This window comes from Mycobacterium lacus (assembly GCF_010731535.1).
Classification (GTDB): Bacteria; Actinomycetota; Actinomycetes; order Mycobacteriales; family Mycobacteriaceae; genus Mycobacterium; species Mycobacterium lacus.
Map to the genome: position 1 here is coordinate 2492742 of NZ_AP022581.1, position 26770 is coordinate 2519511.

The following is a 26770-nucleotide window of genomic DNA, read 5'->3' on the forward strand; positions in this document are numbered from 1 at the left end:
AGGCCGCAGTGACGGCCGCGCCGCTGCGCCAGTACTGATGAAGGCCCGCGCACCGCTATCGCTACTTGGGGCGGACGACGATCACCGGGACCGTGGCCGACTGCGCCACCGCGGAGCTGACCGATCCCAGCAGCATGCCGGGGAAACCGCCGCGGCCGCGGTTACCGACCACCACCAGCTGAGCGCGTTTGGATTCGTCGAGTAGCCACCGGGCGGGCTTGTCGCAAACGAGCATTCGCTTCACGTGCACATCGGGATACTGCTCCTGCCAACCGGCGAGGCGCTCGGCAAGGACTTCCTGCCCTTGGCTCTCGCGGTCGCGCCAGTCCATCCCGAGCACCGGAAACACTCCGACGTCGCTCCATGCGTGCAAGGCCACCAGCTCGACCCCCCTGCGGGACGCTTCGTCAAAGGCCAAGGCGGTCGCGGCTTCCGACGCCGGTGATCCGTCGATGCCCAGTAGCACCGGCGCATGGGAATCGGGGGCTCCGCCTTCATCCGAATGAATCACCCCAACGGGGCAATGCGCGTGGTGCAGCAGGCCCGTAGCCACCGAGCCCAGCAGCAGGCGGCCCAATGCGCCCATCCCCTCGCTACCCGCGACGATCATCCACGCGTCCCTGGATGCGTCGATCAGTGCCGGCACCACGCTGGAATAGACCATCTGAGTGTGCATCTCGGGTGGCTCGGACGCACCTACGCTGGCTTCAAATGTCTTGCGGGCGTGATCGATGACCTGCTGTGCGCCCTCTTTCTGCCACTCGGGCATGGTTGCATACAGTTGGCCCACCGGCCACCCGACAACCACGGGGGTGACAGCGTGGAACAGGGTGAGCGGCACATGTCGCATCACGGCCTCGCGGGTTGCCCAGGCCACCGCCGCATCGGATGACGTCGACCCGTCGACGCCAACCAAGAGTCCGTATTCGGCTGTGTGATCAGACATTTCGCACTCCCTGCGATGAAACCTCGTGAGCGGTCGTCGGCAGTGCCCTAACGGCCTCGGTACCGATGCGGTTCGTCATGTGCATGACGTTATTCTCGGTCGGCGCGGTTCGGCAGGGGCCATAGGACCCCCGCACGTGCGCCTTTGGTCCGCGCTGCGGGTCGGGCGCTAGCGGTCGGCCAGTGGAGCGGTCCAGTGGATCTGAGTGCCGCCCTCGGGTGGACTTTTGATTTCGCAGCTGCCGCCAAGCTGTTCGGCGCGGTACGCCATGTTGGCTAGACCGCTGCGGCGAGAATTACCCACGGGCACGCCGCAGCCGTCGTCGATGATGTCCAGGGTGAACATGTCGGCGACACTGACCTCGACGGTCAGCCGTGATGCGCCGGAGTGGCGGAGGGCGTTGCTGATGGCCTCGGTGGTGACCGCTTCGGCCTGCTCAGCAAGTTCGTCGCCAACGGCCGTCATGGGTCCGTGCATTTGGAGGGTCGTCACGATGTCTCGATTCTCGGTCAAGTCGGCAACCACTCGCTGGATGCGCTGCCGAAATCCGCCGTCGTGCCCCAACGGCGATTTGAGCTGGAAGACGGCGGTGCGGATCTCCTCGATGATGGTTTGCAGATCATCGAGGGTGCGGTTGAGCCGGTCGACGACCTCCGGTGAGCGCGCCCTGGCAAGCGTCCCCTGCAGATCCATGCCCGCGGCGAAGAGCCGCTGGATGACATGGTCGTGCAGATCATGCGCGATGCGCTCGCGCTCCGCCACGATGGTCAGCTGTCGCGCGTGCTCGCGGCCCGAGGCGAGGACGAGCGCTATCGCAGCATGAGTCGCGAAATCGTGCACCAGGTCGAGGTAACTGCTGTCGAACGGTGGCTGGTCAGGACCGCGCGCGATGGCGATCACCCCGGCGACTTCATCGTGGGCGCGCAGCGGCATCACGATCCCCGGGCGCTGTCCGACGTCGGTGAATGCCTGAATCGGGTGACTCAACGCGTCGGTGATCAGCGGCTCGCCGGAACGGAACACGGCACCGGTGGTGGACTCGTCCACCGGAACCCGTCGGCCGACCACCTCGGCGGCATGCAACCCCACCGCAGCGGACACGACCAACGTGTCGACTTCGTCAACGGGCAGGTCGGCGTCCGTCGGAACCAGCACAATCGCCTGCTCGGCATCGGTCAGCGCGCATGCGCGTTCAGCGATCAACTGCAGGGGGCGCTTGTGCGGCTCGCTGCTGGACAACAGCGCGGTAGTGATCTCGCGGCTGGCCTTCATCCACTTCACCGACATCCGCTCGCGCTCGAATAGTTGCGCGTTGTCGACGGCGACCGCGGCCCCAAACGCCAACGCACGAGCGGCGAATTCATCGGACACCGAGAAGACGCGCCCCGGCTCGTCGTGGGCCAGATAGAGGCTGCCAAATATCGTTCCCCGGATCGTGATCGGCACCCCGAGAAAGGCGCGCATTGGGGGGTGGTGCTCCGGGAACCCGACGGCGGCCGGGTGCATGGTCAGGTCATCCAGCCGCAGGGCCGGGACATCGGCCAGCGAAACACCCAGCACTCCCTTGCCGGCCGGCGTGTGCCCGATCCGTCGAACCGTGTCGTCGTCGATTCCCGCGTGGACAAACGACACCAACGTGCCATCGGGATCGCGGACGGCCAGGGCGCCGTAAGGGGCCACCGTCAGCTCTCTGGCCGCGCGGACAATCCGATTCAGGGTTGCGTCGAGGTCAAGATCGGAACCGATCTCGACGATCACACGCAGCAACCGCTCCATTTGATCGCGCGCCGCCAGCAACTCATCGAGCTGCGCGTGCATCCTGCCTACCAGCCCGGGCTGGCCGAGGCCAGCGAAAGCCTCTGCACTCTCCCCGCTGGTCACCAGACCTGATACCTCCAGGACGCCCGCGGCCAAGGCATGGTCACATTTTAGGAGGCGCGAGCCAGACTAGGATGCCGCTGGCCAGCTTAGTCTCGCCGGGCTGAGACAGCCACATTCGATTCCCGGGCCGGCGGCGTTCACCAGCAAACAGACTCCGCTCGCCTCCCGGCGAGACTGCTCAGTCCGCTGCAGTTGGCGGGATGGAGCCTCGGCCCAACTTCGACCCGAACACCGCCGCCTGGGTCCGCCGCTCCATGCCGAGTTTGGCCAGCAGGCGCGACACGTAGTTCTTCACTGTTTTCTCGGCGAGAAACATTCGGGCCGCGATCTGGCGGTTGGTCAATCCCTCGCTGAGGTGGCCGAGCAGCGTCCGTTCCTGGTCGGTCAATCCCGACAGCGGATCTTTGTGCTCCGCCCCGCTGCGGAGCTTTGCCATCAACGCGGCCGCCGCCCGGTTATCCAGCAGCGACTTGCCGGCACCGACGTCCTTGATCGCCCGGGCCAGCTCCATGCCCTTGATGTCTTTGACGACGTAGCCGCTGGCGCCGGCCAGGATCGCCTCGAGCATGGCTTCATCGGACGTAAACGACGTCAGCATGAGACACCGAAGCTCCGGCTGACCGGACAGCAGGTCGCGGCACAATTCGATGCCGTTGCCATCCGGGAGGCGCACGTCGAGCACCGCGACGTCGGGCTGCAACGCCGGTATCCTCGCTAGCGCTTCGGCCACGGTGCCCGCTTCGCCGACGATCTCAAGCTCTGGGTCCGATGCGAGCAGGTCGGCCAGCCCGCGACGAACGACTTCATGGTCGTCGACCAAGAAAACCTTCACCATGGTGAGTCCTTCCGGCTGACCGTGCGAGCTAACGATGATGAAGCCCTGGGGTCAATATCCCACACTCAACCGGGCGAAGCCGTCGGATTCAGTCACGAACCAACAGCACCGAGCAGTTGGGAAAGCCCAGAATCGGATGGCAGTTCGGGGTGGCCAGCCCCGCGATCTGATCGGCTTCGGCCCTACCCACCACGGCCAAGTCGATTGCGCTGCTGTGGTTTTCAGTGGCTTTCGCGCCGGTGCCGGCGGCGACGAGCTGGACCGGAACGTCCGGATAGCGGCGCACCCAGCTGTTCGCTCGCCGATCGATCTGCCGGACAGTCGCGTGGCGGCGCCGTCCCTCCTCCATGGCCTGGTGCACCACTTCGTCATTGTCGGGTTCGTCATTGAGAACGACCGAGATCACCCCGACCTTGGTCGGCGATCCGTCCGGATTGGTCCGGATGATCGCTACCGGGCAGCGTGCGCGCCTGACCAACGCGCCGGCAATTGGGCCCAACAACTTGTCGGCCACCCATCCCCGCCTGGCGGTGCCCACGCAAACCAGCGCCGCATCCTGGGATTCATTGATCAGCACCTGATCGGGATCTCCGGAGAGGATGGCCGTTTCGACCTCGACCGGCTCGCCCTCGCTTTTTGCGGCGCTGTGTACGGCGCAGGCCGCCTGGGACAGCGCAAGTTCGCCACGTTCGAGGTCCCACTCGCCGCGTGCCGATACGATCCGCGCCTTCGTACGCGGGATGACATAGACAAGCCGAAGGGGTAGCTGCCGGCTGGTCGCCTCCACGATCGCCCACTCGGCGGCATTGACCGCGGCCTGCGAGCCGTCCACGCCCACGACCACCGACTTCGCGTGCAGTTGGTTCATGTGGGTTCCTGACTAGTTTCTGGCGGCCGACCTTTCGATCGGCTCAATAGCTCAGGCTATTCCGCCGTCACGCTTGACACAGGAGTCGTTAGGCCCCATCTTGGCCGCCGACCGTCCGACGCCGTTGACCTCAGCGGGTTCGGCGACTTGCTCGAACAACTTCTCCACATCCGTGCGCTCGCAGGCCGCCGTGCCGGGGGTCTTCAGCATTGCCGCGCCGGCCGCGATTCCGTACCGAACGCACTTGGCGAGCGGCCACCCGCGACACAGACCTACCGTGATCGCGGCAACCATCGCGTCACCGGCCCCGACGCCGCTGCCGCGCTCCATCGGAACCGCCGAAAACCGCTGACTTTCATGGCGTGTCGCCAGCAGCGCACCGTGCGAGCCCAGGGACACCACGACGACGTGTGCCAGACCGCGGTCGATGAGCTCGTGCGCGGCGGCTAACTGCTCGGACTCGGTGGCGAGCTCGCGCCCGACGCGTTCCCTGAGCTCACGCACGCTTGCCTTGAGCAGATAAACCCCGGAGGTGATCTGCTGCAGGCCGCCTCCGGAGGTGTCCAGGATGAGCTTCGCGCCCAGCTGCCGGCAGACGTCGGCGACCCGCTGGTAGTAGTGAGCGGGTACGCCCGGCGGGAGGCTGCCGCTCGCCACCACGAATTCCGCCGAACGCGCCGCCATCCGCAGTTCCTGCAGGCATCGCTCCTGTTCTGGCAGTGTCAGCTGCGGTCCGGGAAGGACAAACCGGTACTGCTGGCCGGTACTGGTCTCATTGACGGTGAAGCTCTCTCGCGTTTGCCCGGCGATCGGAATTTCTCCAAACGGCACCCCCGCGTCGCTGAGCAGCCTCGTGACGAGACCACCGTGGGAACCGCCCGCGGGATACACCGCAAACACCGAACCGCCGAGGACGTGCGCGATCCGGGCGACGTTGATGCCGCCGCCGCCCGGGTCGTAACGAGTCGCGGTGCAACGCAATTTTTCGGTCGGCAGCACGACGCCGACGCTCGTCGTGATGTCGAGCGCCGGATTCATGGTCAACGTGACGATCCGCGGTAGACCCACCGCCGGGTCGGCCTGCCCGCTCATCTCGTCGGCTCCGCTCGTGGTTGGTGGTTACAGGCCGGTCGGGTAGGTTTCCGGCGTCTCGCCGGCGATCCACAGGCTCGTGGGCTCGAGAGGTTCGAGCGCACGGGTTTGATCGATGTGAATCATCGCGTCGAATTGGTCTGCGGGGCGCACATGGAAGTAGTGGCTTTGCCGTTCCGTCGCGGGCAGGTAGATCACCCCGATGGCGCGTCCCAACCGAACGACTTCCAGCGGGTCCGCGGCCTCGCGGCTAATCGCCGCCGACACCAGGAAAGCGTCCTTGCCCGTCTCGTGGAACAGTTCTTCGACGCTTCCGTTGAGGGCCGGTCGAACCACCTTTCGCTCGGCGACACCGCCCCACTCGCTGGCGGCGGTGACCGTGCCGGTGTAGGTGCTCAGCCCGATGAGGCGGGACTCGTCGCCGTAATTCTGACGAACGAGTTGACCGAGCGTGAGCTGCCCGTCGGCCCACACTTCGGTCGCCCTCGCGTCCCCGACGTGAGAATTGTGGGCCCACACCACGATTCGCGCGGGTGGGGCGTCGCCGTGGCGGTCCAGGTGTGCTACCAGCGCCTCGAGAGTCTGCGCCATGTGGCGGTCACGCAAGTTCCACGAGGTGACACGCCCGCTGAACATCGCGCGGTAGTACACCTCCGCGTTGCGCACCGTTTGTGCATTCTGCTTGGCGTAGAACAGTTCGTCTTCGGCGAGCAGTCCGTCCATGCGCGCATACACCAGCGCATTGCGTTGCAGCTCAACCAATTGCTCGATGGCTTCCCGTTCACACGACGGGCCGGCGCCGAATGCGGCCGAATACCCATACGCTTGGCCGTCGTCGGCCGACGTGTGGTCGAAGCACGCGTAACGGGCCCGCGCTCGCGCCGCCGCCTTCGGATCGACCTTGTCGAGGTAGGTGATCACCTCGTGCATCGACCGGTGCAGGCTGTAGAGATCAAGGCCGTAGAAGCCCGCCTGCCGCTGACCGGTCGACTCGTGCTGTCGGTTGCGCGCGCGCAACCACTCGACGAAGTCACGGACGACCACGTTGCGCCACATCCAGGCCGGGAAGCGCTCGAAGCCACTCAACGCCTCGTCCGCGCTCTTGTCGTCGCCCAGGCCGCGAACGTAGCGATTCACCCGGTACGCGTCGGGCCAGTCCGCCTCCGCGGCGACGGCGCAGAATCCCTTCTCCTCGATCAGCCATTTCGTGATGGCGGCCCGAGCCTCGTAAAACTCGTGCGTGCCATGCGAGCTCTCGCCGATCAACACGATCCGCGCGTCACCGATAAGCTCCTCTAGCGTTTCGCGCGGCGGAATACCTGCGGGGGCATCAATGGCCACGCTGCCGATCAGCTCGGCCGCCGTCGGGGCCGCGGGCCTGATCACCGAGATCCCGGTCGTCGGGGTGGCCAGCAGCCGGCGAACCTCGTCGTCGGTGGTCTGGCGGAAGTCCCAGAACGACTCCCCGACCGCCAAGAACGGGGTCGGCATGGACGCGCACACGACGTCGTCGACCAGGCCAGCGAATTCCCGGCAGGTGGATTCCGGGGCCGCCGGCACGGCGATCACGATGTGGGCGGGCTCGGCCTCGAGTAAAGCCTGCACCGCGGCGAACATGCTCGCGCCGGTGGCCAGCCCGTCGTCGACGAGAATTACTGTCTTGCCGGCCACGTCGAGGGGCGGCCGTCCCGCGCGATAGGCGGCCTCGCGCCGGACCAGCTCGCGGCCCTCCCGCTCGGCGATGTCGCGCAGTTGCTGGGGCGTGATTCGCAACCCCCGGACCACGTCGTCATTGACGACGACGCGGCCACCGCTGGCCAACGCTCCCACGGCGAACTCCTCATGGCCGGGGACGCCGAGCTTACGCACGATGAAGGCGTCCAGCGGGGCGCGCAGCGCGGCCGCGACCTCCCACGCGACGGGTATGCCGCCCCGCGCCAAGCCCAGGACGACGACGTCCGGCCGGTCGCGATAGGCGCTCAGCAGATTTGCCAACACCCGGCCGGCCTCGCGCCGATCACGGAACACGCGCCGCGGCGAGCGCCCGGTAGCCCTAGCTGCGCGGGTCATGACGTGGATCAGTTTGCCGACCGGACCCGGACATGCCGCTCGACCGGCTGCGGCTCCGAAATACCCATCGCGACGGTGAGGATGCCCTTGTCGCAGGTTGCCTCGATGTTGTCTTCATCGGCGCCTTGTCTCCTAGATCTCGAAATCGCCGTGGTGGCTGTGTCTATCCGGGACCATCCGACCAGTCGGTACCGGTCGGCGGTAGGGACCGAAGTCCCCGGCCAGCGGGCCGTTCGTCGGCTCTGGATCGGTGCGCCGAGCCGGCGTAGGAACCGATGTAGGACATGACACGGTTGAGGATGAGGTCGTAGGCGTCGCCGTCTTCGGCGAGCCGGACGAGTCCCCGCCGGCGCAGATAGCCCTCGAGGCGCCGGTCCAGCGGCCAATCCCGATACATGCTGTTGTCGGCGTAGGCCGACTTCAGGAATTGCCACGCGAGCGCATCGGCGTCGGGATCTGTCAATAACGGCGAATCGCCTAGCCTAGTGGGCATTTCACTTCCTATGCGTATGCGACAGCTCCAGTTGAGCCGCGAGTTGGTCGGGGTCTGAAGTCACCTTTGACGGGGCCATCTAGCGATGCATCTCCAACACCTCGCGCAACGGTCGCCGCGGCGTCAGTGGCGGGATCTCGCCGGCGGGTCCAATCCCAACCCGGATCAAGACCTGAGGTACCGCCGCCCGGCCGCCGGTGAGATCCCGAATGATGTCGCGGCCGGCCTCCAGCTCGGTGATGTGGGTGACCGGGCACGTTGCCAGCCCCGCCAGGGTGCATTCCAGTAGCACTGCCGAGAGCGCCTGGCCGCAATCGAAGGCGTCGACACGCGTGTCCTCGAGCGTGGACAGCACGATGATTTTCGCCTGGTCCTGCAGGCTCGCCGAACTCCGCTCGGCGGCCCAGGTGGTGGGAAACAGGCGGTTCACTTCGACTTCGCGGGCTGCCGACCCGGCCACCAGCGCGCTTTGGGGTATTCCCTCCGATTCCCTGAAAGGCGCCGTCCACCAACTCAGTTCATGGTGATAGGCGTCGTCGTAGCGGCGCAGCGCCTCCGTGAGTCGAGCGGCCTCTGCCAATAGCGGCCGCGCATCGTCGGCCAATACCTCGAGCGCCACCAAGTCGCTGTCGTAGGAGCTGCGCAGCACCGGTTCGAAGGACGCCCACTCCTTGGGCGCACGGAACGGGCGCCGATCGGTGCGGCGACGCGGTATCGCATCGGCGCGCTCGCGCCGGCCCTGGGCGACGTAGTCCATCGGCGCGAAGTCGATCGAGGCGAGGTGGTCGAGATAGTTCGGGTTGGGAAACGTGTCGACCTTGGTATCCCAGCCTACCGCGGCCATCGCCACCCTGAAGTGATCGAGCAGGGCGCCACAGCTGATGATCGCCTCGCGACCCGAGCTGTCGGCCGAGGTGACCATCCGGTGTGGGTCAACGAACAGATCGACGGTCGTGCTGCTGGCCACCCATCGCCAAGGTTGGCTGTTGTGCAGCGAGGGAGCGCGGCACGCCAATTCCACAGCCCTCGTGATCACCCCGGCGTCGACCATCGTTTGGGTCATTGCACTCACCTGCCTTTGTCTGATTCGACCCTCGGGCACGCGACGATCGGACGCCAGGGTCCTTGGTCCCATGGCGGCACGTCATTGGACACCGCGAGCGGCAAAGCCTCGGGCGAAGGGACGACCGACCGGTCGATTGATGACCTTTTTCCCTATTCCGGCATTCAGTGCCCGGAAAACGATGGACCAACCATGGATGTCGTTCACAAAACACCTCACGACTACCGCGTCCGGCCTAACCTCACGGACTACGACCGAGCCCGCGCCCGATTCGACTGGTCCGACGTGCCGGCGTTGTGCGCAGGCATGGGGGACGGCCGGTGCAACATCGGCTACGCCGCCCTGGACCGACACGTACGGCAGAACGGCCCGGCCGCGACGCGCACCGCATTGCGGTTCGTCACCGACAAGGGCTGGGACGGCTCGGTTTCCACGCGCGACCTCAGCTACGCCGAGCTCGGCCGGCTTACCCAGCGCTTCACCGGCGCGCTGCGCGCGCTCGGCGTCGGCAAGGGCGACCGGGTGTTCACCATCATGGGCCGCATCCCCGAGCTCTACATCACCGTGCTGGGCGCGCTTCGCAACGGCAGCGTCGTCTCGCCGTTGTTCTCGGCCTTCGGACCTGAGCCCATCGCCACCCGGGTGGACATCGGGCAAGCCGATGTGCTGGTGACGACCAAGGCGATCTATCAGCGCAAGATCGCCAAGATCCGCGATCGACTGGCGTCGGTGCGGCACGTTTTCGTCGTCGACGACGACAGCGCCAGCGATCGGGCCCGCGGAACGCTCAACTTTTGGGACCGGATGGACGCGGCCGGGGAGAACGCGCCGATTGCGCCCACCACCGCCGACGACCCGGCATTGCTGCACTTCACCAGCGGCACCACCGGTACACCGAAGGGCGCCATCCACGTTCACGGTGCCGTCGCGATGCACTACGTCACCGGCTTGTACGCGCTCGACCTCCATCCCGACGACATCTATTGGTGCACGGCCGATCCCGGCTGGGTCACCGGAACGTCCTACGGCATCATCAGCCCGCTCCTGCACGGGGTCACTTCCGTCGTCGACCAGGCCGAGTTCGACGCCGAGCGGTGGTACCGGATCCTGCAGGACCAGCACGTGTCGGTGTGGTACACGGCACCCACCGGCATCAGGATGCTCATCAAGGCGGGCCCCGAACTGCCGGCGCACTATCAGTTCCCGCGGCTCCGTTTCATCGCCAGCGTGGGCGAGCCACTCAATCCCGAAGCGGTCTGGTGGGGCAAGCGCGTGCTGGGCTTACCGATTCACGACAATTGGTGGCAGACCGAGACGGGCGGCATCATGATCGCGAACACGCCCGCCTTCGACATCAGGCCCGGGTCGATGGGACGCCCGCTGCCGGGCGTGGACGCATACATCGTGCGCGAAAACGACGACGGCACAACCTCGGTCATCGAGGAGCCGGGCGTGGAAGGCGAGCTCGCGCTCAAGCCGGGCTGGCCGTCGATGTTCCGCGGTTATCTGCACGACGAGGAACGGTATCGAAAGTGCTTTAGCGGCGGGCTGTATTTGACGGGAGATCTGGCGAAAAAGGATGCGGACGGCTACTTCTGGTTTGTCGGGCGCAAGGACGACGTGATCAAGTCCGCCGGACACCTGATCGGTCCGTTCGAGGTGGAGAGCGCGCTGACCGATCATCCCGCGGTGGCCGAGGCGGCGGTCATCGGGAAACCCGATCCGACGGTCGGCGCCGTCATCAAAGCCTTTGTCACACTCAAGCACGGCTATGCCGGCGACGAAGATCTGCGCCTGGAGCTGCTGGGCCACGCGCGCACGCGGCTCGGAGCCGCCGTGGCACCCAAAGAGATCGAGTTCGCCGATTCGCTGCCGCACACCAGCAGCGGAAAGATCATGCGGCGGCTGCTGAAGGCTCGCGAACTTGGTCTGCCCGAAGGCGATACGTCCACCATCGAGCAGCTGTCCGCGCCTGCACCCCAGGGGGTGTCATCGTGATCGAGGCGAAGCTGGCGCGTGAACTGTTGTCGGACATGGTCCGCGTGCGCCGCATGGAGGAAAAGTGCGCGGAACTGTACAGCGCGGCCAAGATTCGTGGGTTCCTGCATCTGTATGTTGGAGAGGAGGCCGTCGCCGCCGGATCCCTGCGCGCGTTAGCCAACGATGACGCGGTGGTGGCAACCTACCGCGAACACGCGCACGCGCTGTTGCGCGGCATCCCGATGACGTCGATTATGGCCGAGATGTTCGGCAAGCAGGAGGGCTGCTCGCGCGGCCGCGGCGGGTCGATGCACCTGTTCGATGCCGCACGGCGCTTCTACGGCGGCAACGCCATCGTCGCCGGTGGCCTACCGCTCGCGGTGGGCATCGCGCTCGCCGACGCCATGCTGAAGCGAAACCGGGTGACCGCGTGCTATTTCGGTGACGGTGCCGTGGCCGAGGGTGCATTCCACGAGTCGCTGAACATGGCAGCGCTGTGGAACTTGCCGGTGTTATTCCTATGCGAGAACAATCTTTACGCGATGGGCACCGCGCTGGACCGCGCACAATCACAGACCGATCTCACCGTCAAGGCGGCGTCGTATCGTGTCCCGACGCTGGCTGTCGACGGGATGGACGTCCAGGCGTGCCATAGTGCCACACAGCGGGGTGCCGATCACGTCCGTGGCGCCGGCGGCCCGTTCTTCATCGAGTTCCGCACCTATCGGTTCCGGGCGCATTCGATGTTCGACCCGGAACTGTACCGGGACAAGGCCGAGGTCGAGAAGTGGCGTGAGCGCGACCCGATACGCCTGTTCACCGAGCGGTGCCGGCGCGACGGCGTCCTCGCCGAGGATGACCTGACCGACATCGAACGCGCGGCGGCCGCCGAGATAGAGGCCGCGGTGGCGTTCGCCGAAGCGGGAACGTGGGAGGACGTGGCGGACCTCGAACGCGACGTGCTGACACCGGAGCTGGCGCGATGAAAACGACCTATCGAACAGCGGTTCACGATGCGCTTCGCGACGCCCTGCGCAACGACCCGCGCGCCGTGCTGATGGGCGAAGATGTCGGACGCTACGGAGGAACCTATGCGGCGTCCAAAGGCCTGCTGGCCGAATTCGGCCCCGAACGGGTGCGCGATACCCCGCTGTCGGAATTGGGCTTCGTCGGCATCGGAATCGGCGCGGCACTGGGGGGATTACGCCCGATAGTCGAAATCATGACGGTCAACTTCAGCTTGTTGGCACTCGATCAGATCGTCAATACCGCTGCGGCGCTGCGTCATATGTCCGGCGGGCAATTCTCCGTACCGATCGTCGTGCGGATGGCGACCGGGGCCGGGCGTCAGCTCGCCGCACAGCACTCGCACAGCCTCGAGCCGTGGTACGCCCACATCCCGGGCATCAAGGTGCTGGCTCCCGCCACCGTCGAGGACGCCTACGGCATGCTCGCCCCTGCGCTGGCGGACCCCGACCCAGTGATCATCTTCGAGCACGTTGCGCTCTACAACACCTCGACCGATGTCGATACGCTGAGCCCGACCGATATCGGCCGGGCGGCGGTGCGCCGCAGCGGCAATGGCGTCACGCTGATCGCCTACGGCGGTTGCGTGCCGAAGGCGCTCGACGCCGCCAACGAGCTGTCATTGGCCGGAATCGACTGCGAGGTAGTCGATCTGCGGGTCCTGCGACCACTCGACACCGACACGATCCTGGAATCCGTCCGCAAGACGCATCGCGCGGTCGTGATCGACGAGGCGTGGCGCAGCGGCAGTTTGGCGGCGGAAGTCTCGGCCCAAATTATGGAGGGCGCGTTCTACGACCTGGATGCGCCGGTCGCCCGGGTGTGCAGCGTCGAGGTCCCCATGCCATATGCAAAGCACTTGGAAGAGGCGGCCCTCCCACAACCCGCCAAGATCGTCGCCGCGGTGCAAGACCTGTTCGGTGACCGATCATGATCGAGTTCACAATGCCCGCCCTGGGCGCGGACATGGACGAAGGCACCCTGATCGAATGGCTGGTCAAACCCGGCGACAAGGTCAGCCGCGGGCAGATCGTCGCGGTCGTCGAGACCACCAAGGCGGCGGTCGAAATCGAATGCTGGCAGGAGGGCATCGTCGACGAGTTAGTCGTACCCGTCGGCGAAACCGTCGCGGTGGGAACCGTGTTGGCCACGTTGCTGGAACCGGGCGAGCGTGCCGGGCGCCGGCCCCGGCCACGATCCCGGCCGCCCGAAACACCTGCCGCCGAGCCGACGACCGCTCAACGACGGCGGTGGGTTTCACCGGCCGCGCGCCGCCTGGCCCAGTCCCTGAGCGTCGATATCGACGCCGTCAGCGGTACCGGTCCGCAGGGGGCGGTCACCATCAGCGACGTCGAGCACGCCGCCGCCAGGGAACCCCTCGCCAAGCCGGCAACCAAGACCAAGCCGGCCGACCGCGCGGCACAGATGCGCAAGTCGATCGCGGCCGCGATGAGCCGGTCGAAGCGCGAGATTCCGCACTACTACCTGGCCCAGGAAATCGCGCTGGAGAACTCGTTGACGTGGCTGACATCACGAAATGCGCAGCGCTCCATCACCGAACGCGTGCTGCCGGCCGTCCTGCTGTTGAAGGCCGTCGCCCTCGCCGCGCAGCGGTTCGGTGAGTTCAACGGATTCTGGCGAGACGACGCGTTCCGGCCCGCGACCGGAGTCCACGTCGGTGTGGGGATCTCGCTACGCGCCGGTGGGCTCGTCGCGCCGGCAATCCATGACGTTGCGGACAAGAAACTCGACGAATTGATGGGCGACCTCACCGATCTCGTCGCCCGGGCACGCGCGGGCTCGCTGCGGAGTTCGGAAATGTCGGATCCGACGATCACAGTCACCAACCTGGGCGACCAGGGCGTCGACACGGTCTTCGGCGTGATCTACCCGCCGCAGGTGGCCCTGGTCGGCTTCGGTAAGCCGGCCCAACGAGTCTGCGTGATCGACGGCGGAATCCGGGTTGTCACGGCGGTGCAGGCCACCCTTGCCGCCGACCACCGGGCAAGCGACGGTCACCGGGGCGCCCTATTCCTGGCCGCGATCAACGAACTGCTGCAGCAGCCCGACCTACTGGAAAAGTGATGCGCAATGACGACACAAGAAGACACTCGTGACGTGGTCCTGTCCGTGCTGACCACCATCGCCCCCGAGGTCGACGCCGACGACATTCGCGACGACGTCCTGCTGCGCGACCAAGTCGATCTCGACTCCATGGACTGGCTGAATTTCCTGCTGGGTATCCACAAGAGGCTGAAAATCGACATCCCGGAGTCCGACTACGCGTCGCTGCGGACGCTCGCGGACGTGGTCGACTACGTCGACGAGCGCGCGGCCAGGTGAGAGGGGTAGCTGATGTCAGCAACCGGTGACGGGGTCACCATCCTGCCCGAGAGCGAATGCTGGGAGCTGCTGAAAAGCGTGGCGCTCGGACGGCTGGTCACCAGCGTCGACGGCCGGCCCGAGATCTTCCCGGTGAACTTCGTCGTCCAGCGCCGCACGGTGCTGTTCCGCACCGCGGAAGGCACCAAGTTGATCAGCACCGCGATCAACAATCATGTGGTGTTCGAGGCCGACGAGCATAACGTCGCCGAGGGCTGGAGCGTGATCGTGAAAGGCGTTGCCCGCACGCTTCGTACCGAGGAGCAGCTCGCGGAGGCCGAGCGCGCCCAGTTGCTCACCTGGACAGCGTCTGCGAAAACGCATTATGTGCGAATCATTCCCGAGATGGTCACGGGCCGGCGGTTCCGGTTCGACGTGCCGAGGCCGGAGGACCCGGCTTGGTGACGAGCCGGCCGCGCGTGGCGCCGCCGGGGTACGAACTCCGCGGGCTGGGCTGCATCTGAGTTACGAGCCACGCCGAGACCGCGAGCACGACATCCAGACTGCGCCTGCGGCGTCCCGCAGGCCCGAACACTGACCCTCACCGCAGTCTCGACGGCCGCCCTACGAGTTCGTTGCGCGGTGGTGTCGGTTGATCTCTTCCACAACCAGCCGGACCACTTCCGGCACGGCACCCGCGACTTGCGGCGTCATGCCGATGCCATTGCCGGTGTCGGCCACTTCGATAGTGAACACCACCAGCTCGTCGGGCACCAGGCCGAGCGCCTGACCCAGCGCGTGGGCACGGGCGATATCGACGCCGTGCGAACTCAACCCGTCGCGTGCGACCACTTGGCTCGGGTCGCTGCGCCGGACGCGGCCTGGTGTCGACGGCGTCGCAACGACGGCGTCGATCACCACGGCTAGCCCCGCACCCGACCATGCCTCGAGCAGGCTCGTCGGCTCCGCAATGTCGGTCACCACGCGAACATCGGGCAACCCCAGTGTGTTGAGCGCCTCTGCCGCCGCGACTCCCACGCCGTCGTCGCGCCGGTAGCTGTTGCCCAGGCCGATCACAACCGTTTTCACCGACGCCGCACCGTCAGCGTCAGGAAGTGTGCCGAGCAGGAGATGCAGGGGTCGTAGCTGCGAATCACGCGCTCACACAGCGTGGTCAGTGCGGCATCGTCGAGTTCGAGGTTGCCGGAGACCACGCGGGCCAGGTCGGCTTCAATAGCCGCCTGATTCTGGGAGGTGGGCGGGATCAGGGTCGCCGCGGAAACCAGCCCGTCCGTGTCGATCTCGTATCGGTGATATAGCAAGCCGCGGGGGGCCTCGCTGACCCCATGCCCCACGCCGGCACGAGCGGGAACCTCCACGAACGGGCGCGACGGACGCTGGTAGCCGTCGATGATCCGCAGCGCCTCGTCGATCGCGTAGACCACCTCGACGGCACGAACAATAATGCTTCGGAACGGGTTTCGACATTGGCCCGAAAGCCCGGCGCTGGCGGCGGCCTGCGCGGCGACCGGCGACAGCGCCGACGAATTGAGCGAATACCGGGCCAGCGGCCCGGTCAGGTAGCGACCGCCGTCGAGCGTGGCGTGCAGCGCGGTGGAGTACGGCACTTGCGCCTCGCGCACATGCCCGGTGAAGTCGGCCGCCGGAAACGACGGGCCCGCGCTGCGCGCGATGGCGCCGTTCTCGATCGGATATCGACCGGGCTGGCTCAGCGCCAGCATTTCGTGGTCGAGCTCGAGCTCGGGGAACTCGAACCCGGACACCCACTCGACGGTCGCCAGCGCGCTGTCCAGCGCCCGGCGCAATTGCTCGACCAGCGGGCCGAAATCCGCCTTGGCTGGCACCGAGTAAAACCCGCCGAGGCGGACATTGACGGGGTGTATCGCCCGCCCGCCGATGAACTCCATTAGCCGGTTGCCCGCCTTCTTCAGCGCAAGCCCGCGCTCGACGATGTCGCGCTCGTCGCGGGCCAACGCGATCGCGTCGGGGTAGCCCAGGAAATCCGGTGCATGCAACAGGTAGATGTGCAGGACGTGACTGTGGATCCATTCGCCGCAGTACAGCAGCCGCCGCAGCGCGACGAGCTCGGGATCCACCTCGACGCCGCAGGCGTCTTCGATCGCGTTGCAGGCGCTGACCTGATAGGCAATCGGGCATATTCCGCAGACCCGCGCGGTCAGGTCTGGGGGCTCGGTGTAAGCGCGTCCCCGCAGGAACGCCTCGAAAAACCGCGGCGGCTCATAGATGTTGAGCTCGACGCGTTCGAGGGCTCCGTCCTTCAGCGTGATGTATAGCGCCCCTTCGCCTTCCACGCGAGTCAGCGTGCCGACGCTCAGCGTCCGCTCGGAGGCAGTCACCGTGTGCTCCGCTCGGCGGCGAAGGTGGCGACGTTGAAGGTCGAAAACACCCGATCGACATCGCCCTGCGCCATCCCGTCGCGGCGCAGCACCGGGATCAACGTCGACGTTTGCGGCGCCGCGGACGGACCGAAGCAGCCGTAGCAACCACGATGGTGCCTGGGACACAGCGCTCCGCAGCCGGCGTGGGTGACCGGGCCCAGACACGGTATGCCTTCGGCGACCAGGACACACGTGACCCCGCGGAGCTTGCACTCGGTGCACACCGTCTTGGCCGGCAGCCGAGGTTTGCGCCCGATCAGCAGCGCCGCGAGCGTGTCGAGCAGCTGTCCGCGGTCGATCGGACAGCCCTGCAGCTGGTAGTCCACCTTGACGTGTGCCGACGCCGGCGTGGAGGTGGCCAGCGTGTCGATGTACTCCGGTTTGGCGTAGACGACCGAGGTGAACTCCGCGATGTCGGCGAAGTTGCGTAGCGCCTGCACGCCCCCGGCCGTCGCGCACGCGCCAATCGTGACCAGCACCCTCGACTGCTCCCGGATTTCGCGGATCCGTTGCTCGTCACGCCGGGTGGTGATCGAGCCCTCGACCAGCGACACGTCGTACGGCCCACCAACCATGGCGCTGGAGGCCTCGGCAAAGGTGGCGATCTCCACGTGGTCGGCGATCGTCAGCAACTCGTCCTCGCAGTCGAGCAGCGTCAGCTGGCAACCGTCGCAGGAGGCAAATTTCCACACCGCCAACGTAGTTGGGCTCATCTACAGCTCCTTCACCCGCAGAAGGGGGCCCGCAACGTCGTAACCGACGACGGGGCCGTCGCGGCATAGCAACAACGGACCCAGCTGGCAATGGCCGCACCAGCCGATGCCGCACTGCATGTTGCGTTCCAGTGAGACCCGAATGTCATGCGCGGCTATGCCTTTCGATATCAGGGCCTCGGCGCCGAACCGAAGCATCGGCTCCGGCCCGCAGAGGAACGCGGTCGTGCGATCGGGGTCCAGCGTCAGCCGGCGCAGCGGCTCGGTGACCAGGCCGACTTCGCCGCGCCAGCCTTGGACTGGGACGTCGACCGTGACATGTAGTTCGATCTGCGGGTCTTGCGCCCACATTTCGAGCTGGGCGGCAAACAAGAAGTCCGAGCGCGAGCGGGCACCCACGATCAACGTCAGCTTGCCGTAGCGCGAGCGCTCGGCCAGTGCGCCCAGCACCGCCGGACGCAACGGGCACAGCCCCACGCCACCGGCGACCATGACCAAATCCCGGCCGACAGCTTCGGCCAATCCCCAGGTGGTGCCGAACGGCCCCCGCACACCGACGACGCTGCCGGGCTGGGCATCGCGCAGCGCGCGGCTGACCGCCCCCACCGCCCGGATCGTGTGTGTGATCGAGCCGTCCTTCACGGTCGGATCGCCGCTGATCGAGATCGCAGCCTCGCCGACCCCGAAGGCGTAGAGCATCATGAATTCGCCCGGCTGCGGTGCCCGCAACACCTCGCCGAGCGGCTCCAGGCATAACGTCGCCGAATCCGGGCTCTCCACAACGCGACTGCGCACCCGATACGGGACAGGCGCCATCGGCCCGTCAGTCATCGCCGACCGTCCCGGCCATCTTGTTCACCTCGGCGGTGATATCGATGCCGGTCGGACACCAGGCGATGCATCGCCCGCAGCCGACGCAGCCCGACATGCCGAACTGGTCGTGCCACGTGCCCAATTTGTGGGTCAACCAGTGCCGGTAGCGCGAGGCCCCGGAACGTCGGACGCTGCCGCCACCGTGCACGTAGGTGAAGTCGAACTCGTAACATGACGCCCAATGACGCCAACGTTCGGCGTGTTCACCCGTGAGGTCGCTGACATCCTCGGTGCTGGTGCAAAAGCAGGTGGGGCACACCATGGTGCAGTTGCCGCAGGTCAGGCAGCGACTGGCCACCTCGTCCCACTGCGGTGACTCGCGTGACCGGATCAACAGGTCCCGCAGGTCCGCCTCCGGCATCCGGCGGCCCATGTGCTGCGCCGCGTCCCCCACATCGGCACGGGCACAGTCGATTTCCGCACGGCTGGCCGCCCGGTTCGGAACGGCCGCGAGCACGTCCGCGCCCGCTTCGCTGCCGACGTCAACCAGGTAGGTCACCTCGTCACCGTCGACGCGCTCGGTCAGCGCCAAGTCGTACCCGCCTCCGACGGCGGGCCCGGTGCCCATCGAGGCGCAGAAGCACAGCCCGCCCGGTTCTGTGCAGTTCACCGCGACCACGAAAATCTGTCGTCGACGGCTGACGAACGAGTTGTCCGGATATTGCGAACGGCCCAACACCCGGTCGAGGGTGGCGATCGCGGCGAGGTCGCAGCCCCGCACGCCGAGGAACGCGTACCGCGGCGCCTCCCGTTCGGCTTCGCTGTCACTGACCCCGTCCCGCGTGCCGGCCCATAGCCGCAGCCGCGGCGGATGCAGGAACTGCTTCCACGACTGCGGCCCGGACGAATGCCCGAACACCGCGTCGTCGTCGCGACGACGCACCCGATAATGCCCCGGACCCACATCAACACCCCAGCCGCGCGGAAGATCGCGCGCCGACTCGAGTTCGGCCAGCACGATCGCGTTGTCGCGCAACGTCGGACCGATCACGCGATACCCACGCTCGATCAACAGGTCGACGAGGCGATGCAGCCCGGCAGTATCGAGCAGCGCGGCGTTGGCTTCGTCAGCGTATCCGCCCATCGACCCATCATCCGTCAGTGAAGGCTGGTCTGGCCATGGTCAACGCCGATTGGTCCGACCGCCATCTTCTTACCGGGACCTGATCTCGCGCTCCCACTCGGTGTCGCGTGCTCGATCGAGCCGTGCGCGGACCCCACCCACCACCGACGTCATCGCGACACCCACGATCAGCAAGCCCACCGTCGCCGCCCCTATCGCGTCGCCCACGGCATGCGACGCCGGTGTTGGCGCGCGACCGGGCAGCTGGCCAATCCCAGCGCGGTAGCGGTGAGGAGCACGACGCTGGTGACCTCGCCGGCCCGCACCCATGCGGCGTTGTCCTCGTCGGGTGAGGAGCCGGGCGGCATGGCCAGCGCTGGGCGGCAAACATCCGGCTGGGCATCGCCGCGGCGGAGTCCGATACTGGCGTGTTGCGAGCTGGAACGCCGGCCACGGAGGCGTATCGCCCGCTCCACATGGTGAGCTCGGCAAGATAGTCCGGTTTGGTTGCGTGGTTCCAAACGGATTGCACCACAATCTCATTCAGCTTGTCGGTAGCGCAAACTGGGCGCAGCGGCACCCCGTTCCCGGCCGCCCGAGCCATCAGGGCAATGTCACCCACCGATACCGGCCAGAAGCTGTAATGCCGCCGATCGGTCCGCCGCCGCGGTATCGCCGCAGCGAGCACAATATCGAGCTGATCCGCGTTATGCGCAGACACTCCGATCGCGGCAAGGCGAGTCGCAAAGACCCGCCACCGCCATGGCTGCGTATTGTGCACGGACGGGTCCCGGGAAGCCAGGGTCAGCACCGTCCGGAGTGTGCCGGCATCCGGAAATCCCGTGTTCATGGTTCTCGCTCCCGTTCAGTCGGCGAAGTCTTCATCTCCACGGTCGCTCGGTCGCGCCGGCTATACGTAGAGCATGCCGTCCATAATCGAAGAGGACTTTGTGCTATGCGCAGGCGGACTTTCGCTACCCCGCGGCTGCCAGGGTGACTTCAACCGACAAGTTCTGGCCGACGGCATAGGCCGCCGGCCAATCGCCGAGTCGCGCGGCCCGGGCGAGATCGTCAACCAGAGGGCTCTGGACTCCAAGCTCCGCCAGCCACGCCGAAACTGTGGGCGCGATCTGGTGAGCCGGCACATCGACTGCGCGGCCTGCGTGCAGGCGATCGATCACGTGGTACATCGTCGGTGCCGGTTCGCGATGTTTCCCCAGCCCGATCGCCAGGGCTATTCGGTCAACCCGCGCCACAGATGTCGTGAAGTTCATCGCGGCCTCCTCGATCAGCCTTGCGTGCCATCCGACCACATCCCGGTGTGTGGCGAGTAGGGCCGAACGGAACGGGATGGCAGTGATTTCGGTCGTGATTGTCGCCTTGCCGAAGTCCCCAGCGGAGAGGCCGTTCGTCACACTCGTCCCAAGGCCGAATGGCCCTAACTGTTCGGCGCACGGCACTCTGGTCACATCTGCCACGCACGTCTCGGCGGGTTGGGGTGTTCGTTGCGCCCGCCTCGCGGCGACAAATCCCCTGCGTGCCTTAGCTCGTCGCTACGAGGTGCGCAAACTGTGTACCGGCTCAACCCAGCGATTCGTGGGGCAGATGTGACGACCGCGGCCAGGTTCGACCCGCGAGTGCCCCGCCAACTCCAACGGCCGGTGGCGGATTCCCTATCACCCACCATCAGAAATACTCTCGACCACAATGGTTTCGGCGTCCGCCGGTCAACCCTATGTGGAGTTACCGGTGTCAGCCTGCCTATCCGTTGCTGCGGCGGCCTGGCCGCGCGCCGCCAGCGCGCCGGCGATGGACGTGCAACCGATTGTCAGCAAGGCGCCGAGCATCAGCGCCGACGGTTCACCGGCGGCGAGCAGGTGTTCCTGGGTGCCTATGGTGGCCGCGGCCACCGGCACACCCAGCTGCGCGGCCGACAGCACCGCCAGCGTCAGCGGCTGGCCGAGCAGCCTTCCGGCGCAATGCGCCAGCACGGCACCCAGCCCCAGGCCCACGCCCAGCAGAATGAGTTTTGGGTGCGAACCCAGGTCGCGTACCTGCAGCGAGGCGCCCAGCCAGACGAAGAACAATGGGCTGAAGAACCCCTCGGTGATGCCGAACAGCTGACGGGCCAGCCGACGCGGTTCGCCGATCAAGGCGATCACCAAACCCAGCGCGAAGCCCGCCAGCATGATCGACACGTGGGTGCTGACGGCGAGCGCCGCCAGCGCGAACAGGAGGATCAGGTTGGTCCGCAATTCCAGCGCGAACCGATGTTGCTTGGAATACTCGTGCACGCGCTGCCGCCAGCCCTTGCGGTCGAACGCGCGCAACAGCGCGAAAAGCACCACCGCGCAGCCCGCGACGGCCAGTCCCCCGAGTGCGGCCGTCGGCGCCTGTCGCACGTCAATCACCAACGGCAGCAACACGATACATGCGGAATCCGCAATGGCGATCTGCGCGGTCACGGAGAGCACCTGCGGCCCTTGCAACCGCAGCGAATCCATCACCGGTAGGGCCAGCGCCGCCGACGACGAGGCCATCAGCACCGCGTAAAGCTCCCCGTGGCCGGTGCCGAACCCCGTCGCCAACCCGACACCGAGTACCCCGGCAACGGCACCGACGAAAACGGCGCGCGCGAACGCCCGCGGCACCGCCGACCGTAGCGCGTGGCCACGGACCGGAACATCGGTGCCCACGACGAACATCACCAGCGCGAAGCCGATGTTCGCGAACATCTCGAGCGTCGGGTTGGCGGCGTCGACGACGCCAAAACCGGTCCTGCCGACGACGAGTCCCACGATCAACTCACCGATGATCACCGGAATCCGCAGGCGCGGCAGCGACGCCAGCAGCGGACCCGCCAACCCTATGACGGCAAGCAGCGCCAGCGTTTCGAAGCCGAACCCGTGCACGTCAACGCCCTTTCAGCGGCGGTGTGCCCGCGAGGTTTCCGGCACGCATGTTCCGATCGTCGGAGGTCATGGCCCGTTAGGCAAGCACGAAGTCCTCGTCGGTTTTCCCGGACGGGCATCCGCCGACATGTCGAGATTGCTTCCATGCCCAAGGCGCGCCGAACGATAGCGATCATCGCGGTGTGCTGTGCGGGTGTTGCAGCATGCGCGAGCGCGGCCGTTTCGCAGACCACACCAAGATCGAAGCCGGCCAGCAGGTGCATCGCTTCGAATTTCCGGGTATCGACAAGTCCGCCGTCTGGAGGTATTGCTCACCACCAGCAATGGCCGATGCTTCGTGATCGGACCGGGCAGCTAAACACGTCAGGCGCGAACGAGCCACGGAGGATGCAATGAGTTCTGGCACGACCGAATCCATGACTGACATTTCGCGGCGCTCATTCGGACGGATCGCAGGGGAATTGAGCGTGCTGAGCGTTGCTGGCCTGGCGGCCGCATGCAGCTCACAACCCGCTCGCTCACCATCGCCCCCCGCCAGCCCCGCGCCATCATCGGGCACGAACGTCGGCTTCGTGTTGTCACACGAACAATTCGCCACCGCCCAACTGGTCGACCAGGCTCAGGCGGCTGAGCAGGCCGGATTCCAGTACCTGTGGGTCAGCGACCATCTGCAACCGTGGCAGGACAACGAGGGGTACGCGATGTTCCCCTGGCACACTCTGGCGTTGGTGGGCCAACGAACGAACCACATCACGTTCGGAACGGCCGTGACCTGTCCCATCTACCGCTACCACCCGACGATCGTCGCGCAAGCGTTCGCTTCGCTTGCGATCCTCAACCCGGGGCGGGTTTTCCTCGGTCTGGGCACCGGAGAACGCCTCAACGAGCAGGCCGCGACCGGACAGTTCGGCCCGTATCACGAGCGCCATGACCGATTGATCGAAGCCATCCACATTATCCGGCAACTGTGGAGCGGACAACGAATCTCATTCCAGGGTCGCTACTTCCAGACCAACCAACTCAAGCTGTATAACCTGCCGCAGTCACCGCCGCCCATCTTCGTGGCCGCGGCGGGCCCAAGAAGCGCGCACTTGGCCGGGCAACACGGCGACGGCTGGATCACACACAACACCACCGATATCAAGGACCCGAAGCTGTTGGCCGCCTTCAACAACGGCGCACGCGCGTCCGGCCGCGATCCCGCCACCCTAGGCAAGCGTGCGCAGATATTCGCCGTCGTTGGTGATCAGAACGAGGCCAACCGGGCCGCAGAACTGTGGCGGTTCACCAACGCCGGGCCGGTTGATCAACCCAACCCGGCGGACATCCAGAGGGCGTCCGAGGCAAACCCGCTCGACCACGTGATCGCACACTGGGTCATCGGTACTGATCCCGCTGCCCACATCGACGCGATAAAGACCGTTTTCGATGCCGGCGCCATCCCATTCATGCACTTTCCCCAGCAGGATCCCCTCGTCGCCATCGACTTCTACCGCACCCAAGTGCTGCCTCTTCTGCACTAGGGTCGCCCGGGGCGAAGCTCTAGCACTCGCAGGCGAGACCGTCGCCGTCGCGGTCTTGCTTCGGGCAGTAGTGGGCGCTGCCGTCGCGAATGTTGCACTCGCCGTTGGCCTTCGCCTGGGTGCAGTTGGCCCAATAGCAACTGCCGTCCTCGTTGAACTGCGTGCAGTTGATGTCGGGTGGGTCTGCCAATAGCACTGGGTCCACGCTGAACGCGGCTCCCCAGATCGCCATTGCCGCGGCTGCCGCGACGACTGGTGCACGAGGCATTATCAGAAACCCATATCGGCGGCCGAGCCGACACGGCCCAGCCGGCAATCGCTCGATGGGAGTCCGGTCGCACCGCCGTCAGTCTCGACAACGTCCGTCGACTGGTGCGCCTGTGCGGCTTCGACCTCGAGCTCACGCTTGTGCCACAGGACAACAGCGATATGGCCCAGGCGGCGCGGCTTTCTGTTCTCAGCGGCCAAGAGCGGATGGATCGTCACGCCACGGTGGCGAGGCAACTGAGGGCGCTCCGGAGGCTGGACGGGATTGAAATGGAGCTCAACCTCCCCCGCACTCTGGACGTTCTCGTCCGAAACAAGGTCGCCTACATCCTCATTGGCGGCCTCGCCGCGGTGTACCACGGCTCACCGTTTCCGACCGAAGACGCCGACATCACGCCCGAAATGGGCCGGCGAAACCTCGACAAGCTCGCCAGTGCGCTCCGCGAACTCAACGCGCGAGTCCGCACCGACTCCAAGCCCAGCGGCCTGCCGTTCCGTTGTGACGGCGAGGCACTGGCCGCTGCACAAACCTGGAATCTCACGACCGACGCCGGCGATCTCGACGTGACGTTCCAGCCATCCGGAACACGCGGTTACCCTGACCTGCGCCGCGATGCGGCCCAGGTCCAGCTGTACGGAGTGAGTGTGCGCACCGCGTCGCTCAGTGACGTCATCCCGTCAAAGCAAGCAGCCAACCGGCCCAAGGACCAACGAATGCTGCCGGCCCTCCGTGAAATCCTTGCCGAACGGCGGGGCGGCGATCGAGACACGTAGCAATCGCACACCCGCGTGTCGCCGGGATCACCCCCAACCCTTAACCCTGGGTGCCGACGGTTATCAGGTCGCACAACGATTCGCGTCCACGCCGGCCGCCGCACGCGGTGTTGGTCGCTGACCGCGAACCCCGCGCTTTCGAACAATGTCCGCATCTCGGCCGGCGATGCGTTGTGCTCAGATTCCAGTAACGCCGCCGGGCTGGGAACGTCCACATCCGCGGGCCGGCGCCGTGCAGCTCGCGGCGTCGCGGCAGCGTCATGTGCTCGGTTCGACGGTCATCACCCGGGCTACCGCCGCCCGAGAGGCCTAGCGTGGGCCGGGTCCACCGGGTCCGCCCGGTCCCCCGGGTCCACCCGGTCCCCCAGGCCCGCCGGGTCCCCCGGGCCCGCCGGGTCCATTTGCGGCGGGAAGCCAGAACACGCATTGGTTCAAGTCGGCGTCCCAGTACCAGCCGGGGGAGCAGGGATCGTCGGCCCGGCTAATCGCCGGCGCGGCGAGCCCGGTCACCGGCAATCCCACCAACACCAGGGCGAACACGCCGGATGCGCAACAGCGCAGAAAACACCTCATTGCAGGACTCACTCTCTGGCCGTCCGGCGGTCGTCGTCGGTGCTGGCCTGTCGCATCGATTGCCTCGACCATGTCGATTCTCCTCAACTTTTGCCCCGTCTCACGTGTCGAGTCGGAGTAGACGATTGGCGTTTCGCCACAGCCAGTCCTCGAGGACTTCCCGCTGGACCGGCAGCCCACGCATCTCGTCGCACAATTCGGGGTAGGGACGGTTGATGAGAAACCCGCCGGTGCCGTAAACGATCTTGTCACGGATCGTGGTCTGTCCGAAGCGCACCAGCGGTTCCCATCCGGCGCCCGGCGCAGCGAAGTACCTGGGACGGTGGGCCGCCAATTCGAGGTAGACGTTGGGGTGTTTCCATGCGATCAGGCATGCCTCTAACACCCACGGGTAGCCGCCGTGGCTCATAAGGATTGTCAGCTCAGGGAAGCGACAGGCGACGTCGTCGATGTGGCGGGGATGACCAAGATCGCTGGGCCGTGTCCGAGTCCAATTGGCGGAGGTGTGGATGGAAAGGGGAACATCGAGTTCGACGCACTTGGCGTAGAAGGGGAAGTAGGCGGGGTCCGTTGCCGGCCGCCCAATCATGAACGGACGCAGGCTCAGCCCTCGGAAACCGTGCTCAACCACCCACCGCTCGAACTCGTCGAGCGCCGAGCTGCCGGCCACGACGTCGGCACCTGCGAAGGGTATGAATCGGCCGGGATGGCGCACCGCGAGGGCGGCCACCGAGGCGTTGTGTACGAAAGTGACACCGCACGTGGACTTTTCGTCGAATCCGGTGATCAAACTGCGCGTGATTCCGGCAGCGTCGAGGGAGTCGAGGATTTGGCCGTCGGTGCAGCGCCGGGATTCCACGTAATCGCTGAACTGCTCGGCGCTGATCGTCTGCTTGGTAAAGACTTCCAGGTACGACAGCAGCTCAGCGGGAAATCCGGCCCGCAGGTCGTCGATGATCTCGGCGGACGGCACGAACGGAGCCCACATGTCGATGACGGGCACCCGGGGTTCTGGCCCGGTCATGACAAATTATTGACCCCGCGCATCGCTGGCTGGCAAATCAAACTCGCACGAT

General features: G+C 66.3%; 26 protein-coding genes and 2 pseudogenes. 8 read left to right on the forward strand and 20 right to left on the reverse strand.

The features are described 5' to 3' along the window. Nucleotides 1–61 precede the first annotated feature (61 nt). From G6N24_RS11420 to G6N24_RS11455, 8 genes are all read right to left on the reverse strand, one after another. Nucleotides 62–946 (reverse strand): universal stress protein, encoded by an 885-nt coding sequence (locus tag G6N24_RS11420; RefSeq protein ID WP_085161454.1) that lies wholly within the window; start codon nt 944–946, stop codon nt 62–64. A 168-nt stretch (nt 947–1114) separates the two neighbouring features. Beyond that, a complete protein-coding gene (locus G6N24_RS11425) occupies nt 1115–2764 on the reverse strand; it encodes a GAF domain-containing sensor histidine kinase (protein WP_085161456.1) in 1650 nt (549 codons plus the stop codon). 241 nt (nt 2765–3005) lie between these two features. Then, nucleotides 3006–3662: a response regulator gene (locus tag G6N24_RS11430; protein WP_085161458.1), complete on the reverse strand. Its 657-nt coding sequence runs from the start codon at nt 3660–3662 to the stop codon at nt 3006–3008. 88 nt (nt 3663–3750) lie between these two features. Further along, entirely contained in the window at nt 3751–4530 is a 780-nt protein-coding gene (locus G6N24_RS11435; RefSeq protein WP_085161460.1) for a universal stress protein, read from the reverse strand. 51 nt (nt 4531–4581) lie between these two features. Further along, nucleotides 4582–5622 carry a 1-phosphofructokinase family hexose kinase gene (locus G6N24_RS11440; RefSeq protein WP_085161462.1) on the reverse strand — a complete coding sequence of 347 codons (1041 nt, stop codon included), beginning with the start codon at nt 5620–5622 and terminating at the stop codon, nt 4582–4584. A gap of 27 nt (nt 5623–5649) precedes the next feature. Further along, nucleotides 5650–7692, reverse strand: coding sequence for an erythromycin esterase family protein (locus G6N24_RS11445; RefSeq protein WP_085161464.1), 2043 nt, complete (start codon nt 7690–7692; stop codon nt 5650–5652). A gap of 163 nt (nt 7693–7855) precedes the next feature. Beyond that, entirely contained in the window at nt 7856–8155 is a 300-nt protein-coding gene (locus tag G6N24_RS25815; protein ID WP_407938704.1) for a hypothetical protein, read from the reverse strand. 109 nt (nt 8156–8264) lie between these two features. Further along, on the reverse strand, nt 8265–9248 hold the full coding sequence (locus G6N24_RS11455) for an Acg family FMN-binding oxidoreductase (RefSeq protein WP_085161466.1): 984 nt from the start codon (nt 9246–9248) through the stop codon (nt 8265–8267). Nucleotides 9249–9440: 192 nt separating this feature from the next. On the opposite strand from G6N24_RS11455, the gene acsA reads away from it, so the two are divergent. Genes acsA through G6N24_RS11485 form a run of 6 tightly spaced genes read left to right on the forward strand, consistent with a single transcriptional unit; the run spans nt 9441 to nt 15041 of the window. Then, entirely contained in the window at nt 9441–11246 is a 1806-nt protein-coding gene (gene acsA, locus G6N24_RS11460; RefSeq protein ID WP_085161571.1) for an acetate--CoA ligase, read from the forward strand. After that, entirely contained in the window at nt 11246–12214 is a 969-nt protein-coding gene (pdhA, locus tag G6N24_RS11465) for a pyruvate dehydrogenase (acetyl-transferring) E1 component subunit alpha (protein WP_085161574.1), read from the forward strand. Before acsA ends, pdhA begins: the two co-directional genes overlap by 1 nt. Further along, the gene (locus G6N24_RS11470; RefSeq protein ID WP_085161468.1) at nt 12211–13188 is read left to right on the forward strand and encodes an alpha-ketoacid dehydrogenase subunit beta; all 978 of its coding nucleotides are present in this window, start codon (nt 12211–12213) and stop codon (nt 13186–13188) included. The genes pdhA and G6N24_RS11470 overlap by 4 nt, the downstream gene beginning before the upstream one ends. Beyond that, nucleotides 13185–14339, forward strand: coding sequence for a dihydrolipoamide acetyltransferase family protein (locus G6N24_RS11475; protein WP_085161470.1), 1155 nt, complete (start codon nt 13185–13187; stop codon nt 14337–14339). The genes G6N24_RS11470 and G6N24_RS11475 overlap by 4 nt, the downstream gene beginning before the upstream one ends. A gap of 6 nt (nt 14340–14345) precedes the next feature. Then, nucleotides 14346–14597 (forward strand): acyl carrier protein, encoded by a 252-nt coding sequence (locus G6N24_RS11480; protein WP_085161472.1) that lies wholly within the window; start codon nt 14346–14348, stop codon nt 14595–14597. Nucleotides 14598–14609: 12 nt separating this feature from the next. Then, nucleotides 14610–15041 (forward strand): pyridoxamine 5'-phosphate oxidase family protein, encoded by a 432-nt coding sequence (locus tag G6N24_RS11485; RefSeq protein ID WP_085161474.1) that lies wholly within the window; start codon nt 14610–14612, stop codon nt 15039–15041. A gap of 159 nt (nt 15042–15200) precedes the next feature. On the opposite strand, the gene G6N24_RS11490 is transcribed toward G6N24_RS11485, so the two are convergent. The 8 genes and pseudogenes from G6N24_RS11490 to G6N24_RS11525 form a co-directional block, all read right to left on the reverse strand. Beyond that, nucleotides 15201–15665 (reverse strand): hydrogenase maturation protease, encoded by a 465-nt coding sequence (locus G6N24_RS11490; RefSeq protein WP_085161476.1) that lies wholly within the window; start codon nt 15663–15665, stop codon nt 15201–15203. After that, complete coding sequence (locus tag G6N24_RS11495) at nt 15662–16954, reverse strand: Ni/Fe hydrogenase subunit alpha (RefSeq protein WP_085161478.1); 1293 nt, start codon at nt 16952–16954, stop codon at nt 15662–15664. Before G6N24_RS11495 ends, G6N24_RS11490 begins: the two co-directional genes overlap by 4 nt. Beyond that, nucleotides 16951–17709: an NADH-quinone oxidoreductase subunit B family protein gene (locus G6N24_RS11500; protein WP_085161480.1), complete on the reverse strand. Its 759-nt coding sequence runs from the start codon at nt 17707–17709 to the stop codon at nt 16951–16953. Before G6N24_RS11500 ends, G6N24_RS11495 begins: the two co-directional genes overlap by 4 nt. Beyond that, entirely contained in the window at nt 17710–18540 is an 831-nt protein-coding gene (locus G6N24_RS11505; protein WP_085161482.1) for an FAD/NAD(P)-binding protein, read from the reverse strand. Continuing rightward, on the reverse strand, nt 18533–19666 hold the full coding sequence (locus G6N24_RS11510; RefSeq protein WP_085161484.1) for a 4Fe-4S dicluster domain-containing protein: 1134 nt from the start codon (nt 19664–19666) through the stop codon (nt 18533–18535). Before G6N24_RS11510 ends, G6N24_RS11505 begins: the two co-directional genes overlap by 8 nt. Before the next feature lie 233 nt (nt 19667–19899). After that, nucleotides 19900–20495: pseudogene (locus G6N24_RS11515) on the reverse strand (nitroreductase family protein); the annotation flags it as partial. Nucleotides 20496–20619: 124 nt separating this feature from the next. Continuing rightward, on the reverse strand, nt 20620–20835 hold the full coding sequence (locus tag G6N24_RS11520) for a hypothetical protein (RefSeq protein ID WP_085161576.1): 216 nt from the start codon (nt 20833–20835) through the stop codon (nt 20620–20622). A gap of 543 nt (nt 20836–21378) precedes the next feature. Further along, nucleotides 21379–22557, reverse strand: coding sequence for a cation:proton antiporter (locus tag G6N24_RS11525; RefSeq protein ID WP_085161486.1), 1179 nt, complete (start codon nt 22555–22557; stop codon nt 21379–21381). 416 nt (nt 22558–22973) lie between these two features. On the opposite strand from G6N24_RS11525, the gene G6N24_RS11530 reads away from it, so the two are divergent. After that, a complete protein-coding gene (locus G6N24_RS11530) occupies nt 22974–24080 on the forward strand; it encodes a F420-dependent hydroxymycolic acid dehydrogenase (protein ID WP_085161488.1) in 1107 nt (368 codons plus the stop codon). 19 nt (nt 24081–24099) lie between these two features. Here G6N24_RS11530 and G6N24_RS11535 read toward each other — a convergent pair whose 3' ends face one another. Both G6N24_RS11535 and G6N24_RS11540 read right to left on the reverse strand, forming a co-directional pair. Then, nucleotides 24100–24348 (reverse strand): excalibur calcium-binding domain-containing protein, encoded by a 249-nt coding sequence (locus tag G6N24_RS11535; protein ID WP_085161490.1) that lies wholly within the window; start codon nt 24346–24348, stop codon nt 24100–24102. Nucleotides 24349–24350: 2 nt separating this feature from the next. Then, nucleotides 24351–24566: a hypothetical protein gene (locus G6N24_RS11540; RefSeq protein WP_085161492.1), complete on the reverse strand. Its 216-nt coding sequence runs from the start codon at nt 24564–24566 to the stop codon at nt 24351–24353. Nucleotides 24567–24617: 51 nt separating this feature from the next. On the opposite strand from G6N24_RS11540, the gene G6N24_RS11545 reads away from it, so the two are divergent. Further along, on the forward strand, nt 24618–25121 hold the full coding sequence (locus G6N24_RS11545; RefSeq protein WP_085161494.1) for a hypothetical protein: 504 nt from the start codon (nt 24618–24620) through the stop codon (nt 25119–25121). Between the two features lie 40 nt (nt 25122–25161). Here G6N24_RS11545 and G6N24_RS24510 read toward each other — a convergent pair. Next, nucleotides 25162–25297 (reverse strand): annotated as a pseudogene (locus G6N24_RS24510) (SAM-dependent methyltransferase); the annotation flags it as partial. Nucleotides 25298–25794: 497 nt separating this feature from the next. Beyond that, nucleotides 25795–26718 (reverse strand): amidohydrolase family protein, encoded by a 924-nt coding sequence (locus G6N24_RS11555; RefSeq protein ID WP_085161499.1) that lies wholly within the window; start codon nt 26716–26718, stop codon nt 25795–25797. Nucleotides 26719–26770: the final 52 nt, after the last annotated feature.